Raw genomic sequence first — 14,437 nt, 5'->3', positions numbered from 1 at the left:
AAACAAGCCTGTTAAAGCCATGATCAGCTTTTTGCCCAGCGACGAGTTTAAGGTTTGTTTGAATTCGCTCATTATGAATTGGATTTATTAGGCAAAAGTATTTATTAAATAACAAAACATAGAAGAGGTTTTGGCTTATTGAAGATCAAAAAGCTATTTAGAATCAATCTAAAACAATGCGCTGGCATTCAATGCTCAAATACACTGCTATGACAGGTAATTTGTTGAAATAAAGCGTGTTTTATGAGCTGGATTTAAGCTATAGGGATAACCTTATCTTTTAATACGGCAAAGATCCTGTCGTTTTGAAGGCTCCTGATAGCTACCCGCCCGGTAAACTTTCCGAACGATGGTAGTATTCCCTGCCTGCTGCCGAAGGCAAAACAAGGCAGCGTGATGCTTTGCCGTCCCCGGCCGCTTAGGTTAACTCCGGGATGAATATGCCCACAAAAAACATAACCTGCAGCTTCCTGCTGATCATGGGAAAGTGGATGATGCATCATCAGGAAAGGGGCTATCAATAGTTCGTTATGCAGTTCGATATTCAGGTTATGATAATGCTTATCGTCAATGATATCGTGGTTGCCGCGGATGAGGATGAGCTGTAATGCGGGGAACTGGCTGCGCCAAAGAATAAACCAATCCCAATCATTGTTCATATCGCTGTGAAACAGATCGCCCAGGAAAATTAGCTTTTCCGGTTTATGTTCATAGATCAGATCGGAAAGTACAGCGAGGTCGCTTTGCTCCATATCCCTCGGTACCGCTATGCCTGCCTTACGGAAATGCCCAACCTTGCCAAGGTGCACATCGGCAACTATCAGCGCTTTTTGCTGCTGCCAGTAAATAGCTTTTTGTGGAAGTAATAAAAGGTCCTGCCCCAGCAGGTTAAAAGGAGTAGCCGCACTTATCATTAAGGCAAAGTTACACAAGCCCCCCGGCCCCCTAAAGGGGGTGTGAAAATATTTTTGATCAGGGTGTAACCTGTTTAAAAAACGTGTGGTCATAGTTTACAAATACGCCACAACGGGGTATTTACAGAGAGAAAAAACAAAATTAACTTAATTAAAAAAACAAATATTATGGGCGCAGGTGAATTAGGTGTATTAGCAGGAATTATAATACCCCTCAGCTTATTCGCAATGATCTTCGGGATCGTTTACTTAAACAAACGGGAGAAATTAGCTATGATTGAACGAAACATGGATCCAAGGAGTTATAAACCACAATCGGCTCCTTATCAAAATTTAAAATGGGGCTTATTGCTCATTGGTTCAGGTATCGGTTTGTTTTTAGCCTATGTTTTAAACCGTGGTATATTCAATAGTTTTGACGATGATGTTTTCTTTTTATACGTAGCACTGATCGCTATTTTTGGAGGAGCTGGTTTGTTTATTTCGTACCGCATCGAAAAAAAGGAAGTGCTGGATAAAGAAGATCAGCGTATCGAAAAACTGTAAGCGATTTAATCAATATTATTTATAGCTCCAGCCCTTTGGCGGAGCTTTTTTTGTTTGCGGCCAATAAGTATATTCGCCCGATAAATCAGGGCTTAAACCATGTCATTAGCAAACAACAAAGCGCTTAGTTGCAGTAATTGCGGCGGACAGCTTGAATATAATTATACCCAGGAAATTAGCAAATGCCTTTATTGCGGTAGCGAATTTAAAAGGGATGAACCTCAAAAAGAGCGTCAGGATAAGCCCCAGAAAAACCGTCAGGATAAATCCGATCAAAGGCCTCGTTTTGTAGAAAGACCAACTACTATACCAGAAGAAAATAAGGTTATATATGATATGGTATTTAGTCCACGACCACAGTTTTGGAAGGCCTTTCTATGGGGATTAGGTGCCTGGGCATGCTGGATGTTTATATCGCCAATAATTGGGGCAATTTGTGTTGCTGTCAGTGGTCGCCCGGAAATGCCTAACAATATCTTCTCCAGTATGCCCTGGGGGGTGTATTGGTTTTTAAGGGGGCTAATATTCTGTTTGGTTTGGCCGTTTTTGCGTACCCGTGTTTTTTACAGAAGATATTAATCGGTTTAAAAAAGCGGCAGGTTTACTCTATCCCGTACCGCTCTTTAAATAAGTTTAAATGATGGCGCTCATGCCCGGCCAGCATAAATACAAAGGCCGTAACGGTAAACAAATGGTTACTGGCTATACCATTACGATTTAACTGCTCGTTGCTGAAAGCCTTAACCATATAAAGGTTGCCATGGCGCAATGCCCTAAATTCTTCGGCAAGGTCTTTTATATTTTGACTGTTGAAATCGGTGTTGTTAACATAAACGTCCTGGTCAAAGCCAGGCAGTTCGATGTGGTTGCGTGAAAACACCAATGCCCTGTAAGCAAACGTACGCTCGGTATCGATCATATGGCCCAAAGCTTGTTTAACTGTCCATTTGCCGGGAGCGTACGCATATAAACCCTGCTCATCGGTTAAATTGCTGAAAAGCTGGTAGCTGGTATCCATTTGCTGTTCAAGCATGTTAATTACATCGTTGTCGCCAACAAGCCCTACATATCCCGCTGCAAACGGCGAATAATCACCTGGTTTTGGTTTTGTTATCATTACGCGTGTTTTTTAATACTATCCTGAAAGTTGTTCCCTTCCCTATTTCCGAATCTTTTACAAATACCTGCCCGTTATGGTAGTTTTCCATAATCCGTTTGGTGAGCGATAAGCCCAGTCCCCAACCGCGTTTACGGGTTGTATAGCCCGGTTGGAAAACGGTATCAAATTTAGAGCGCGGGATGCCTTTGCCGGTATCGGTAATATCAATAAAGATCTGGTTCTTTACCTTGTTGCCGCTGATTTCAACCTTAATACTACCCTTGCCCTCAATGGCGTTAACGGCATTTTTTAATAAATTCTCTAATACCCAATCAAACAGCGGGATATTAAGCCCAGCCTTAAGATGCGGGTTGCCAGTCATTTCAAAGCCGATGTTTTTGCTTACACGCACTTTGAAATAGTCCACAAAATCTTTCACTACAGCATAAACACCATGCTCTTCCAGTACCGGTTTTGATCCGATTTTCGAAAAACGGTCGGCCACAATTTCAAGGCGCTTTACGTCGTTTTCCATTTCGGCCATCAGTACATCATCCTCAGCGTTGAATTTCTCCTTCATCAGCTCAATCCAGGCCATGAGGGATGATATTGGTGTGCCCAGTTGATGTGCCGTTTCCTTGGCCAGGCCCACCCAAACCTGGTCCTGCTCCGATTTTCGCGAGGAACTGAAGGCTGTATAAGCCATTAATAAAAATATAGCAATTACCGTAAGCTGCACGTAAGGGAATAGCCGAAGCTGCGTAAGCAAGGGAGAATCTTTATAGTAAACATAATTGTTATCGCCCAAAACTTTAAACTTTATGGGCGCGTGCTGGCCTTTCATGTATTGCAGCTCATTCTCAAAATAGGTCGGATCGTATTTTTTTCCTTTTTTATTCTCGGCTTCCAGCTTGTTGTAAGTTTTGGTGGTGTCTAATCCGCGCCATAAAATGATCTCGTCTTTTTCGTCAGTGATAATTGCGGGTACGGTTAAACTGTCACGTACAGAAATCACGTAACTGAAAAAATCGTCATCGTCTGAGTTTAATAACTGCCTCATGGTCATGGCCCAAACCTGGGCACGGGTACGCTCAGAACGGGCAATGTTTTTTACCAGGTAGCTGGTGTAAAATAATGAACCGCTGGCAATTACTACTGCAAAGGTGAGGAGTAAATATTTCCAACGTTTTTTCTGTTGATATGGGTTCATGCTGGGCACAGCCCAAATAACGTAAAATTGCTTTGTAAAATATAATTTTTGTTGGGGAGGGAGATGTCCGGAAGTCGGAAAGTCCGCAAGTCCGCAGATTGATCCGGCAAAAAGTTCGGATTTTACTTTCGGGCAGACTTTTAAACTTCTAATCTTTCGGACTCACGGACTTTCCGACTTCCGGACTTATAAACTATCTTTGCCCCCATCATGACCGATAAAAAAGTAAGAGTCCGTTTTGCGCCGAGCCCTACAGGTGGTTTACACCTTGGCGGTGTGCGCACTGTGTTGTTCAACTATTTATTCGCCAAAAAACATGGCGGCGATTTTGTTTTAAGAATTGAGGATACCGACCAAACCCGCTACGTGGAAGGTGCCGAAGAATATATTTTAAACTGCCTTAAATGGTGCGGTCTTCACCCCGATGAAAGCCCCGTTGCCGGCGGTCCGTATGCCCCATACCGTCAAAGCGAGCGCAAACCGCTTTACCGCGAATATGCCGAACGCCTGGTTATGGAAGGTCATGCTTATTATGCCTTTGATACTGCCGAAGAGCTTGACAAAAACCGTAAGGAGATCCCTAACTTTCAATACGGCTTGGCCTATCGCCATACTTTACGTAACTCGTTATCATTGCCGCAACATGAGGTTGACGAGCTGCTTGCTGCCGGAACACCTCACGTGATCCGCATCAAAATGCCGGAAGGCGAAACGGTGAGTTTTAATGATATGATCCGCGGGTATGTGAGCTTTGAAACCAGCCTGGTTGATGATAAAGTATTGTTAAAAGCCGATGGTATGCCTACTTACCATTTGGCTGTTGTGGTTGATGATTTCCTGATGAAGATTACTCACGCCTTCCGTGGCGAGGAATGGCTGCCTTCGGCGCCAGTGCATTTGCTGCTTTGGGAGTACCTGGGCTGGAAAGCAGATATGCCGCAATGGGCTCACCTGCCGCTGATACTGAAACCAGACGGTCATGGTAAACTGAGCAAACGTGATGGCGCCCGTTTGGGTTTCCCTGTTTATGCCATGAACTGGTTTGATGCAAAATCGGGCGAGTTAACTCCGGGTTTCCGTGAGCTTGGTTTTTTACCTGAAGCATTCCTGAACCTGCTGGCTACTTTAGGCTGGAACGATGGTACCGAACAGGAAATTTTTACGCTGGATGAACTGATCGAAAAATTCTCGATAGAGCGGGTTAATAAATCGGGAGCCAAGTTTGATTTTGAAAAAGCCAAATGGTTCAATGCCGAGTGGATTAAGAAGTTGGCAGTAGGCGATTTGCAGCTGGCAGTTAAGAAAGTATTTGCTGATAAAGGCGTTGTTGTTAACGACGACGAGTATCTGGCAAAAGTTATCGGTTTGATCAAAGACCGTTGTGTGTTACTGCCTGATTTTTATCAGCAGGCTGGCTTCTTTTTTGAGCAACCGGCAGCGTATGATCTTAACGCGGTAAAACCTAAGTGGACTGATACCAAAACAGAATTTTATCGTGAGTTCATCGCTTTATTAAATAATGAGGTAACTATTGAAGCGCACAACCTTGAGGCTAAATTCAAAGCCCTTGGCGAACAGAAAGGCTTAAAGGTTGGTGATATAATGCTGCCTTTCCGCATTATGCTGGTTGGTGGCAAGTTTGGCCCGCATGTATTTGATATTGTTGCCCTGCTGGGTAAGGAGGAAACTATCAGCAGGATTGAAAAAGCGCTTGTGGAGTTTACTGCACCAGCTGTTTAATAAAAAACTATGTCATTGCTAGCGCAGCGCGGCAATCTCGTAGCTATGCATATTCAATATGCCTGGCTACGAGATTGCACGTCGCTCCTGATGCTTTTACCCAGGCCGCTCCTCGCAATGACATGGTTTTTAAGAGGGTTATTTAAGCTTCACCAACTTCTCCCCTTCCAAAACAGGAATTGCAGTAGTCAGATCAACCTGTAAACAAAACTCAATATCTTTTTCGATACCTAATTTTTTAAGGCGCTCGCCGTGTGATGTTTTTTTGAGATAAACATTGATATCGGTTTTGCCGATCTGGAAAAGATCATTAGCGGCGATAGCAGCATCATCCAATACGAAGTCTTTGTCTTTTAACTGTTCAATTACAGCGCCGGCAAACAAGGTATCTTCCAAATTGAAATTGTTTTTCCAGCCGGCACAAACCAGCAGTACATTTTCATTTTGTGTGTTAAGCCAATTGCTTAAAGTTGTAAGGTTCAGAAACGAACCAATAACAATTTTTTTAGCGCTGAGCGATAGATGAAGCGCATGTGTGCCGTTGGTAGTGGTTAACACTATTGTTTTACCGGCTACTTTTTCTTTAGTGTAAGAAAATGGTGAGTTACCAAAATCAAAACCTTCAACTACCGATCCGTCGCGTTCTGCGGCAAGAAGGTAATCCAGCCCTTTCTCTCTATACGCGGCACACTCCTCAACTTGTGATACCGGTATAATAGCTTCAGCACCGTTTTCAATACCATAACATATAGATGATGTTGCCCTGAAAATATCAATAACCACTACAATATAATCTTCCACATTAAACAGTGGCAATAGTGCAGGGGTCAGGCAAACGTTTAATTCCTTTTTCATTTGTGATTGGTCATTATGTCATTGAGTCATCAGGTCATTGGTTAAGTAAATAAAAAATGACTTAATGACCCAATGACCTGAAAGGAATGACCTATTTATAAAACGGTGGTTTTACAATCTGCGCTTTAATTTTGTTATCCCGGATACTGATGTAGATCTCGGTGCCTTCTTTGGCGAAAGCGGTATCTACATAGCCCATACCAATAGCTTTTTGTAGCGATGGCGATTGCGTGCCCGAAGTTACTTTACCAATAGTATTGCCATCGGCATCAACTATCACATAATCGTGACGGGGGATACCACGGTCTATCATTTCAAAGCCTACCAGCTTGCGGCTTACACCGGCTTGTTTCTGGGCTTGCAGTGCTTCGGCATTGGTAAATTCTTTATTGAATTTGGTTACCCAGCCTAACCCTGCTTCAAGCGGAGAGGTAGTATCATCTATGTCGTTACCGTAAAGGCAAAAGCCCATTTCTAAACGGAGGGTGTCACGCGCACCCAAACCAATTGGCTTAATGCCGAAAGGTTCGCCTGCTTTGAAAATAGCATCCCAGATCTGTTCGGCATATTGATTTTCAAAATAGATCTCAAAACCGCCAGCACCGGTATAACCTGTGGCAGATATCACTACATTGTCAACGCCTGCAAATGTGCCTTTTGTAAAGGTGTAGTATTCCATAGATACCAGGTCGGTATCGGTAAGGCTTTGCAAAGCTTCGGCAGCTTTGGGACCCTGGATAGCCAGCAGTGATGTACGGTCGGATATGTTTTTCATATCTACGCCGTTGGTATTGTATTTGGAGATCCAGTCCCAGTCTTTTTCAATGTTTGATGCATTAACCACCAGCATATAGGTTTTCTCATCTATTCGGTAAACCAACAGATCGTCAACAATGCCACCATCTTCATTAGGCAGGCATGAGTACTGCACTTTGCCATCATATAATTTTGAGGCATCGTTGCTGGTAACACGCTGAATCAAGTCAAGCGCGTTTTCGCCTTTCAAAATGAATTCGCCCATGTGGCTTACGTCAAAAACACCAACGGCCTTACGCACGGTTTCGTGTTCGGCGTTAATGCCAACGTATTGAACTGGCATGTTGTAACCGGCAAATGGAACCATTTTGGCGCCGGTTTTTACGTGGATATCGGTTAATGCGGTATTCTTCATCGTCAACTTAAATAATGGCCGCAAAGGTAACTAATCTGAAGCGTAATCAGTACCGTTGATTGGTTTTGATTGCGTTGATTTTGCTGATTGTCTTAAATCGCATTGAAAACAAAAAGCCGGACGTATTCCCCCGGGGGGCCTCTGCAAGATTAAGTTAACTCGCAAAATTGAAAGTCAAATGACCATTGCCAATTGAGTACCCAATCCGCACGAGTTGAACCCCTCTGGGGTTCGGATAAGAGGGGCGACGTGATTTCTACAAACCTTTTCCCCCTCTGGAGGATTTTTATAATTTAATAATCAGGTATTAATTGAAATGTACTTAAGGACAGGTGCACCAGAGGTGCAAAAGGTTTGTAGCATAAAAAGTATAGAAATACCCTTTGCTCCAGAGGAGCAAAACAAAAGGCCTTGTTGATTAGACAACAAAACAATTTTGTGGGTTAACTTAAATCTGCGAGAGCCCCTGAGAGGTTATTAAAACAACAAAGCCGGTTAACGTTACGTTAACCGGCTTTGTTATAAGTTAGCTACTTTATACTTTCTTTAGCGTTTCCATCAGCACCGGAATTTTGGGCACTTTAGGGTACGACTGAACTAATTTACCATACTTGTCATAAATGGCAATGTATGGGGTGGTTTGTACGCTGTAAAACTTTTGTACCAGGTACGTATAACCTTCTGTGCCGATAGTGATGTTATGGTATTTAGCCAGGTCAAAATCGCGCTGAAAGGTTTGGATACCTTTTAGCATAGGCATAAAGGTGATCATCACGATCTGCACATCTTTTAGCTTGGGCAATTCGGGTTTCAGATCGTACATCAGGTGCTGGCAATGGCTGCAATCGGGCGAAAAATAGATCACCATTACCGGCTTGTTCTTTTTTAAATTAGCAGGAGTAACGTAAACACTGTCTGTAGTGAGGATGTGATATGGCGGTAAGCCCGAGTTGGCAGGCGGCGTTTGTGCCTGGCTGCAACCGGTGGCAATAATCAGACAAAGCAGTAAATACAGTTTCTTCATTATTTTAATTAGCGTTTAATAAGCATAGTTACAACATTTTTAGCTTTCAAGCAATTCAATTTGCCAGGCAACATGCTCTTCGGTTACCGGGAATAACGCATTTTTGCGCACAGTATGATATACGGCATCAAATATCCCGTTATAATTACCTTTTGGTGACTTTATCCACTCTATGGTTTTTTGTCCGTCGGCTCCCATTAACACCAGTTTGCCGTCACAGCCTTCCGGTTCAATACCAAAGCCCTCGTCGGTTGGCATCATATCTGCATCAAGCTGGGCTTCCTGAACATCGGTGCGCATTTTAACAAAGCTTCCTAATGTGCCATGCACCACAAAGCCGTAAGTATGCTCGGCAATGAGTAGTCCCGAAGTAAGGTAAACATTAAGCTGGTTAGGGTATTTGAGGTGGATATTGAAATAATCATCAACCTGCGAGCCTGGCCTGTGTGCTGCGGTAGTTTTTTCGTAGCTCAACGGCCTGCCGAAAATACTGATGGCATTATCAACCAAATGTGCACCAAGATCATAAGTAAGACCACCTCCCGGAACGCCGGCTGTTTCCTTGAATTGTTTTACGCCGATAGCCATGCGGTACCTGTCCAACCGGAAATGAACTTCGATCAACTCCCCTAACCTGCCGCTTTCAATTACTTCCTTTACCGAAAGGAAACCGCTATCGTAACGGCGATTTTGGTAGATCATCACTTTCAGATCGAGCTTTTTACCCAGATCATACAGCGCTTTTACCTCGCTTGAGGTTACGGCTGCAGGTTTTTCGATCAAAACATGCTTACCCGCGTTAAGGGCTTGTATCGCATAGTCAAAGTGGGTATTGTTAGGGGTGTTAACAACAATGAGTTCTATTTCGTCGTCGTTAAGCAACTGGTCGATGGTATCATAGCTGATCACATCAGGATATTTTTTGCCGGCTTTTTTTTCATGGCGCTCTACTACGGCTTTGAAAGTAAATCCCGGATTGGTAGTTAAAAACGGGGCGTGAAAAATCCGTCCCGACATTCCGTAGGCCATGAGGCCGGTTACTATTGGTTTCGACATAATGTTTATAGTAGATTTTGCTGTGTTAAAAGTATCGTTTTAGCTACACCTGTACAAGCAATTAAAAAGAAAAAGGGAGATTGTTACATCTCCCTTTCCCGTTCTGAACTAATCAATTGCTGATTATTTCAATCCCTTTTGGATAGCCTCAATTTCGGCTAAATGGTGTTGGATAACCGGTAATGTTTTGGCAGCAAAGGCTTTCAGATCGGCATCTTTGCAGTTTTTTGAAGCATCTTCAAACAGTGATTCAACCTTTTTATGACCGCCAACCATGGCATCAACATAAGCTTTGTCAAACTCGGCCCCTGATTTTGCGGCAAGCTCGGTTTTCTTTTTCTGATGATCTTCGTCCGGTGCCGATGGCAGGGTAATGTTTTTGGTTTTGGCGATGGCCATTAACTCATCGTTTGCCTTGGTATGGTCGGTAACCATCATTTTGGCAAAGTCTTTTACTTTGGCATTGGTTGCCTTTTCGCTGGCCAGCTGCCCAATAGCTACTTCGGCTAAGCCCGCATTGGCCGCATCGGTTGCAAATTTTGCATCATCGGCAGTAACAGCAATTCCTGTTTTACCTGTGGTGGTGGTGTCTTTAACCTTGTTGGCGCTGTCGGCGGTGTCTTTTACAATTGCCGAGCTATCAACAGCACCACTTTTAGCTCCGCCGTTACAGGCCTGGAACGATAAGGCCGCAAGTGCCATCATCGCCATTAAACTTAATCTTTTCATAGTAGGTGTTTTATATTGTTTTTAAGGTTAACATTTTATACTTAATTAAGTTTGATTTTCTTATTTGTAAAACTCAGAGGCGGAGTGTTTTGGGGCTCTACGTTAATATTTAGTTTTTAATAAATATTTAACATTTGTTTAAAAGCACTTTTATAAGTTGTGATATATAATAACACGACTAAATTATACCCGATATGTTAATAGGATCATTGTTTTTGGGCAAAGTGCATGAGGTTAACGGGCAGTGGATAGAGACCAAATTTGTGGTTATTGGCATTCCGCTGTTTCCTACCAGTTCTATGCTGGTAACCCGGTCGGCCTGGCGAAGCCGCAATGGGTTTAATATCCCGCTGAATTACCAAAGCATTATTGCCGGTTACGCCCGCATGGTTTCGCTGATCGTAGCTTTTATTGCTTTAATTTTCTTTTTTATTGAGCGGGACTCAACAGCTTTGTTAGTTGGGGTTGCCGGCCTGGCCCTGTGGCTGTATTTTTATTTTGTATTTGGCAGTGCCGATACTGCAGAGGCAGAAGAACGCAAAAAAATGGGCGACCTCACCGGTCTATACATCAAACCTGAATGGCTTGATCATGACGATGCTTACGGGATCTACGAACGTCTCGAAAAAAAATATCGTGCTGAATTTGATGGTGCCGATTGGCTTAGCGATTTGCAGCAAAAGGAAATAGCGCCGACAAAGTATCCGCTGCTCTATGCGCTATCACGTTTTAACTATTCGTTAGGGGCTACTGAATGTAACAGGAAACTGTTTGAAAAGGCCGATAGTTTGTATTTATAATACAGGTTTTACGTTGAGCAGGATTATTTAGGTAGAATAAGCCGGATAAAACTGCGTGCCATACCGGTAAAAACTATCAGCCATGCAGCCATCGAGAAATAAATAAATCCGTTTGAGATGTGCATAACAAATGGGAGATCAAGAACTTTTGAAAGATTAAAAGTAGCTACCGTATACATACCCGCCGGGAATACCAGCGACCAGTACTGCGGATCATATTTAAGCGGCACCCGCTGTAAAACATGTCGCCATACCGGAAGTAAAAACAGTATGGGGAGCCACCAGGTAGCAAAGGCCCAGAAAAAAACGGTAAAGCCCGGTAAAAAATACTGAACACCAGCTATCCATTCATGAGTACGTGCGTAGATCAACAACCGTGAACCGGCCAGTGTTGTTATGGCAACCGCCCCCATATTTATCCAATAGGGCGGCGTAAGCAACTCGGCCTTCATGCTCATGAAAAGCCAGCGATAAATGATCAGGGAAATAAAAACCATGTAGTGCATGCCCCCGATCAGGAAAGCGCAAAATGATATGAAGATCACTACATCCCCGTTGACCGTTTGGCCGGCAATCAATGCACCCAGTACCGCAACGGATTCTGTAGCTACCACAATAAGCAGCCAGGCCCCGCTTAAGCTGGCCTCTACCCCTTGCTTGGGTTCTTTTGCGGTAATGACAATAAAAAAGGTGTAGGTGATCAATCCCCATAATGCAATCCCCAGCCACCATAAAAATACAGCTATCTCCTGGTGGCGGGTCATTAAAGCAAACTGGTTGCCCAAAACATTATTGGCAGCAACCATGGTTAAAAAGGTAACCCCGCGCGATGAGCTGGTGATATCTTTCCAAACAGCTGCAGGATATTTGATAACCCGCAGTAAGAAAATAGCCCATAACACTACGTAAAAACCAATATTCGCCACAAAAAGGATGTTGGCAATCAGTGGCATATTATATAAAAAAGCACCAATGGATACAATGCCGGTTGCCATCACCAACGCAAAATAGCCCGGAAAAAAGGACTGGAGCGAATGGCCTGTAATGGGTTCGCCCGGTTTTGACAGCGGCGGGTGTTGGTCTATCATTTACAATATGAGGTTTATATATAGCGGCATATAAGCTTTTGCATTTCGATTATATTCGATAAATATCCATAATTTATTAATTACCTTTAACTGTGTTGCAATATTTTAAAATAATATGTAAGCCATTACTTAACAAATTACACCTACCTTATATGTTTACCAATTTTAACGCAGCGGAACAAGCGGTTCATTTTCCGGCAGACAGGAGATTATTTTTAGGAATTAAACCTTATGTATTTGTAGCTATTGGTGCTTTGCTGCTGGCAACTGTTGGCGTAGCATGGCTGCAGTATCTTACCTCAGGGCTTCCTGCCGATCCATCCGCTTCTTTCGCTCCGGTTACCGAAGCTGATCCTAAAGGTTTTCCCTGGTGGTTATGCCTGAGCCACTGGGTTAACTTTTTCTTTTTAATTATCATTATCAGAAGCGGGCTTTCTATCCTGGCAGATCATCCCCGGTTATACTGGAATAACGACTGCACGCCCGATTCTGAATGGATCAAATTCACCCCCTTAAAAATACCCGACAATAAAATATGGACGGCAAAAGATGAGGCCCGCTATTTAAGCCCGGTTGTTGGCCTCCCCGGTTACCGGCATACTGTGGGGCTTGCCCGTTGCTGGCATTTTATCAATGTTCCGTTTTTTCTTTTGAATGGTGTGATATTTACCGTGCTGCTTTTTACTACCAACCAATGGAAACGGCTTGTACCTGTATCCTGGCAAATACTGCCCGATTCATGGAACGTGTTTGTGCATTACGCTACCCTGAATATGCCGGTTGAGCCTAACGGTTTTTATCATTACAATGCGCTGCAGCAGCTTTCTTATTTTGGAGTGGTGTTTATACTTGCCCCTCTTGCTATGTTTAGTGGTATGGCCATGTCGCCAGCTATTGAAAACAGGTTTCACTGGCTACCCAAACTATTCGGGAACAGGCAGGGCGCCCGTTCTGTTCATTTTTTAGTGATGTTGGCTTACCTGGCTTTTATTGTGATCCATGTAAGCATGGTTGCGGCGACAGGGCTCGTCCGTAACATCAACCATATTATAAACGGAACGGATAGCCCTACTGACGCCTCGGGGCTTTACATTGGTTTGGGCTTTATATTGTTTATAGTAGCGTTTGGTTTTTTTGCGCATTGGCTATCATGGAGAAGGCCGCGTTTGCTGCAAAAAATAGAAGCCTTTATTAACGGAACATTGTGGAAACTCTCTATCAATAAATTTAAACCCCATATCTATTATCAGCCAAAAGATATCTCGCCTTATTTTTGGGCAAACGGAAAGGTCCCGGAATCTGAAGAGTGGCGCAACATGGCGGCCGATGGGTTTAAAGATTATAAGCTGAAAGTTGGCGGGCTGGTTGATAACCCGGTAGAGTTATCAATTACGGACCTGATTAACCTCGGCAAGGAGCAAAATATAACTATGCACCATTGCATCCAGGGATGGTCGGGCATTGCAGAGTGGGGCGGTGTGCCCATAAAAGCGCTTGTTGAATTGGTTAAACCGCATGCAAATGTGACAACAGTTGCTTTTTATTCGTTTGGAGAAGGCTTGTATGGCGGCACTTATTATGATACCCACACGCTTGATAATTGTATGAAGCCGGCCTCAATTTTAGCCTGGGAAATGAATTACGAACCGCTTACCCCGGCTTACGGTGCTCCGCTCCGGCTTCGTATAGAAAATCAGTTAGGCTATAAAATGGTAAAATGGATTGCCCGGGTTGATTTTGTAGAAAGTCACGAAACCATTGGTAAAGGTTTTGGCGGGAAGAATGAAGACGATGAATATTTTGATTTGATTGCGAATACGTGATTTATCAGGATGTGAGTCAAATATGGAAATTTGCGTTAGGGATAGAAGCGGATACCGGCCGGGAGCGTAATGCCTGCAGGCGTATGAGCGGATAGCCCGGCCGCAGGCAACGCCATTATCTGAACCCGGATTAAAGGATTTTGGGATTCTTGGATTTTTCCAAAAAAAACTGCGCCGTTGTTGGTGTTGTCACCACAGGTATTCGGAAGATGAAATTATATCTATTTTGAAATAAAAAAAACATGTCATTGCGAGCGTAGCGCGGCAATCTCGTAGCCAATGCATGTCCGCCCTGTATAGCTACGGGATTGCCGCCTCGCCCCAAGTGCTTTTGCCCATGCCGCTCCTCGATTTCTATGATCTAAGCAACTAATTTGAGATA

The 14,437-nt window shown here is 43.5% G+C and carries 14 protein-coding genes; 5 read left to right on the top strand and 9 right to left on the bottom strand.

The window, feature by feature from the left end; genetic code table 11:
- Positions 1 to 254: 254 nt before the first annotated feature.
- Positions 255 to 914 (bottom strand): ligase-associated DNA damage response endonuclease PdeM, encoded by a 660-nt coding sequence (gene pdeM / locus VF500_RS02140; protein WP_330858097.1) that lies wholly within the window; start codon positions 912 to 914, stop codon positions 255 to 257.
- A gap of 168 nt (positions 915 to 1,082) precedes the next feature.
- Between pdeM and VF500_RS02135 the strand changes: the two genes are divergently transcribed.
- The gene (locus tag VF500_RS02135; protein ID WP_091210100.1) at positions 1,083 to 1,460 is read left to right on the top strand and encodes a DUF6249 domain-containing protein; all 378 of its coding nucleotides are present in this window, start codon (positions 1,083 to 1,085) and stop codon (positions 1,458 to 1,460) included.
- Between the two features lie 99 nt (positions 1,461 to 1,559).
- Positions 1,560 to 2,039, top strand: coding sequence for a hypothetical protein (locus tag VF500_RS02130; RefSeq protein WP_330858096.1), 480 nt, complete (start codon positions 1,560 to 1,562; stop codon positions 2,037 to 2,039).
- A 22-nt stretch (positions 2,040 to 2,061) separates the two neighbouring features.
- Here the strand turns inward: VF500_RS02130 and VF500_RS02125 are convergent, their stop codons facing one another.
- Entirely contained in the window at positions 2,062 to 2,577 is a 516-nt protein-coding gene (locus VF500_RS02125) for a DinB family protein (protein WP_330858095.1), read from the bottom strand.
- Complete coding sequence (locus VF500_RS02120) at positions 2,552 to 3,769, bottom strand: HAMP domain-containing sensor histidine kinase (protein WP_330858094.1); 1,218 nt, start codon at positions 3,767 to 3,769, stop codon at positions 2,552 to 2,554. Before VF500_RS02120 ends, VF500_RS02125 begins: the two co-directional genes overlap by 26 nt.
- A gap of 210 nt (positions 3,770 to 3,979) precedes the next feature.
- On the opposite strand from VF500_RS02120, the gene gltX reads away from it, so the two are divergent.
- Complete coding sequence (gene gltX, locus VF500_RS02115) at positions 3,980 to 5,509, top strand: glutamate--tRNA ligase (RefSeq protein WP_330858093.1); 1,530 nt, start codon at positions 3,980 to 3,982, stop codon at positions 5,507 to 5,509.
- A gap of 138 nt (positions 5,510 to 5,647) precedes the next feature.
- Here gltX and VF500_RS02110 read toward each other — a convergent pair whose 3' ends face one another.
- The 5 genes from VF500_RS02110 to VF500_RS02090 all read right to left on the bottom strand — a co-directional run bounded on the left by VF500_RS02110 (position 5,648) and on the right by VF500_RS02090 (position 10,344).
- Positions 5,648 to 6,364: a 2-phosphosulfolactate phosphatase gene (locus VF500_RS02110; protein ID WP_330858092.1), complete on the bottom strand. Its 717-nt coding sequence runs from the start codon at positions 6,362 to 6,364 to the stop codon at positions 5,648 to 5,650.
- Positions 6,365 to 6,455: 91 nt separating this feature from the next.
- Complete coding sequence (gcvT, locus tag VF500_RS02105) at positions 6,456 to 7,535, bottom strand: glycine cleavage system aminomethyltransferase GcvT (protein ID WP_330858091.1); 1,080 nt, start codon at positions 7,533 to 7,535, stop codon at positions 6,456 to 6,458.
- A gap of 535 nt (positions 7,536 to 8,070) precedes the next feature.
- The gene (locus VF500_RS02100) at positions 8,071 to 8,559 is read right to left on the bottom strand and encodes a TlpA family protein disulfide reductase (protein ID WP_330858090.1); all 489 of its coding nucleotides are present in this window, start codon (positions 8,557 to 8,559) and stop codon (positions 8,071 to 8,073) included.
- 39 nt (positions 8,560 to 8,598) lie between these two features.
- The gene (locus VF500_RS02095) at positions 8,599 to 9,615 is read right to left on the bottom strand and encodes a Gfo/Idh/MocA family oxidoreductase (protein WP_330858089.1); all 1,017 of its coding nucleotides are present in this window, start codon (positions 9,613 to 9,615) and stop codon (positions 8,599 to 8,601) included.
- 123 nt (positions 9,616 to 9,738) lie between these two features.
- Positions 9,739 to 10,344, bottom strand: a complete 606-nt coding sequence (locus VF500_RS02090; RefSeq protein ID WP_330858088.1) for a DUF4142 domain-containing protein — start codon at positions 10,342 to 10,344, stop codon at positions 9,739 to 9,741.
- Positions 10,345 to 10,538: 194 nt separating this feature from the next.
- On the opposite strand from VF500_RS02090, the gene VF500_RS02085 reads away from it, so the two are divergent.
- The gene (locus VF500_RS02085; RefSeq protein ID WP_330858087.1) at positions 10,539 to 11,144 is read left to right on the top strand and encodes a hypothetical protein; all 606 of its coding nucleotides are present in this window, start codon (positions 10,539 to 10,541) and stop codon (positions 11,142 to 11,144) included.
- A gap of 23 nt (positions 11,145 to 11,167) precedes the next feature.
- Here VF500_RS02085 and VF500_RS02080 read toward each other — a convergent pair whose 3' ends face one another.
- Positions 11,168 to 12,232: a tellurite resistance/C4-dicarboxylate transporter family protein gene (locus tag VF500_RS02080; RefSeq protein ID WP_330858086.1), complete on the bottom strand. Its 1,065-nt coding sequence runs from the start codon at positions 12,230 to 12,232 to the stop codon at positions 11,168 to 11,170.
- 152 nt (positions 12,233 to 12,384) lie between these two features.
- Between VF500_RS02080 and VF500_RS02075 the strand changes: the two genes are divergently transcribed.
- On the top strand, positions 12,385 to 14,055 hold the full coding sequence (locus tag VF500_RS02075) for a molybdopterin-dependent oxidoreductase (RefSeq protein WP_330858085.1): 1,671 nt from the start codon (positions 12,385 to 12,387) through the stop codon (positions 14,053 to 14,055).
- The last annotated feature ends 382 nt before the right edge of the window (positions 14,056 to 14,437 follow it).

It is taken from the genome of Mucilaginibacter sp. (genome assembly GCF_036383575.1).
Taxonomy (GTDB): Bacteria; Bacteroidota; Bacteroidia; order Sphingobacteriales; family Sphingobacteriaceae; genus Mucilaginibacter.
The sequence above is the reverse complement of the archived record's forward strand: the minus strand, read 5'-3'. Positions and strand labels throughout refer to the sequence as shown.

Excerpts from the sequence above, each read along its gene's own strand:
- pdeM (WP_330858097.1), bottom strand. The coding sequence starts at position 914 with ATGATAAGTGCGGCTACTCCTTTTAACCTGCTGGGGCAGGACCTTTTA.
- VF500_RS02125 (WP_330858095.1), bottom strand. The coding sequence starts at position 2,577 with ATGATAACAAAACCAAAACCAGGTGATTATTCGCCGTTTGCAGCGGGA.
- VF500_RS02135 (WP_091210100.1), top strand. The coding sequence starts at position 1,083 with ATGGGCGCAGGTGAATTAGGTGTATTAGCAGGAATTATAATACCCCTC.
- VF500_RS02120 (WP_330858094.1), bottom strand. The coding sequence starts at position 3,769 with ATGAACCCATATCAACAGAAAAAACGTTGGAAATATTTACTCCTCACC.
- gltX (WP_330858093.1), top strand. The coding sequence starts at position 3,980 with ATGACCGATAAAAAAGTAAGAGTCCGTTTTGCGCCGAGCCCTACAGGT.
- VF500_RS02110 (WP_330858092.1), bottom strand. The coding sequence starts at position 6,364 with ATGAAAAAGGAATTAAACGTTTGCCTGACCCCTGCACTATTGCCACTG.
- VF500_RS02080 (WP_330858086.1), bottom strand. The coding sequence starts at position 12,232 with ATGATAGACCAACACCCGCCGCTGTCAAAACCGGGCGAACCCATTACA.
- VF500_RS02085 (WP_330858087.1), top strand. The coding sequence starts at position 10,539 with ATGTTAATAGGATCATTGTTTTTGGGCAAAGTGCATGAGGTTAACGGG.
- VF500_RS02100 (WP_330858090.1), bottom strand. The coding sequence starts at position 8,559 with ATGAAGAAACTGTATTTACTGCTTTGTCTGATTATTGCCACCGGTTGC.
- VF500_RS02075 (WP_330858085.1), top strand. The coding sequence starts at position 12,385 with ATGTTTACCAATTTTAACGCAGCGGAACAAGCGGTTCATTTTCCGGCA.
- VF500_RS02095 (WP_330858089.1), bottom strand. The coding sequence starts at position 9,615 with ATGTCGAAACCAATAGTAACCGGCCTCATGGCCTACGGAATGTCGGGA.
- VF500_RS02130 (WP_330858096.1), top strand. The coding sequence starts at position 1,560 with ATGTCATTAGCAAACAACAAAGCGCTTAGTTGCAGTAATTGCGGCGGA.
- VF500_RS02090 (WP_330858088.1), bottom strand. The coding sequence starts at position 10,344 with ATGAAAAGATTAAGTTTAATGGCGATGATGGCACTTGCGGCCTTATCG.
- gcvT (WP_330858091.1), bottom strand. The coding sequence starts at position 7,535 with ATGAAGAATACCGCATTAACCGATATCCACGTAAAAACCGGCGCCAAA.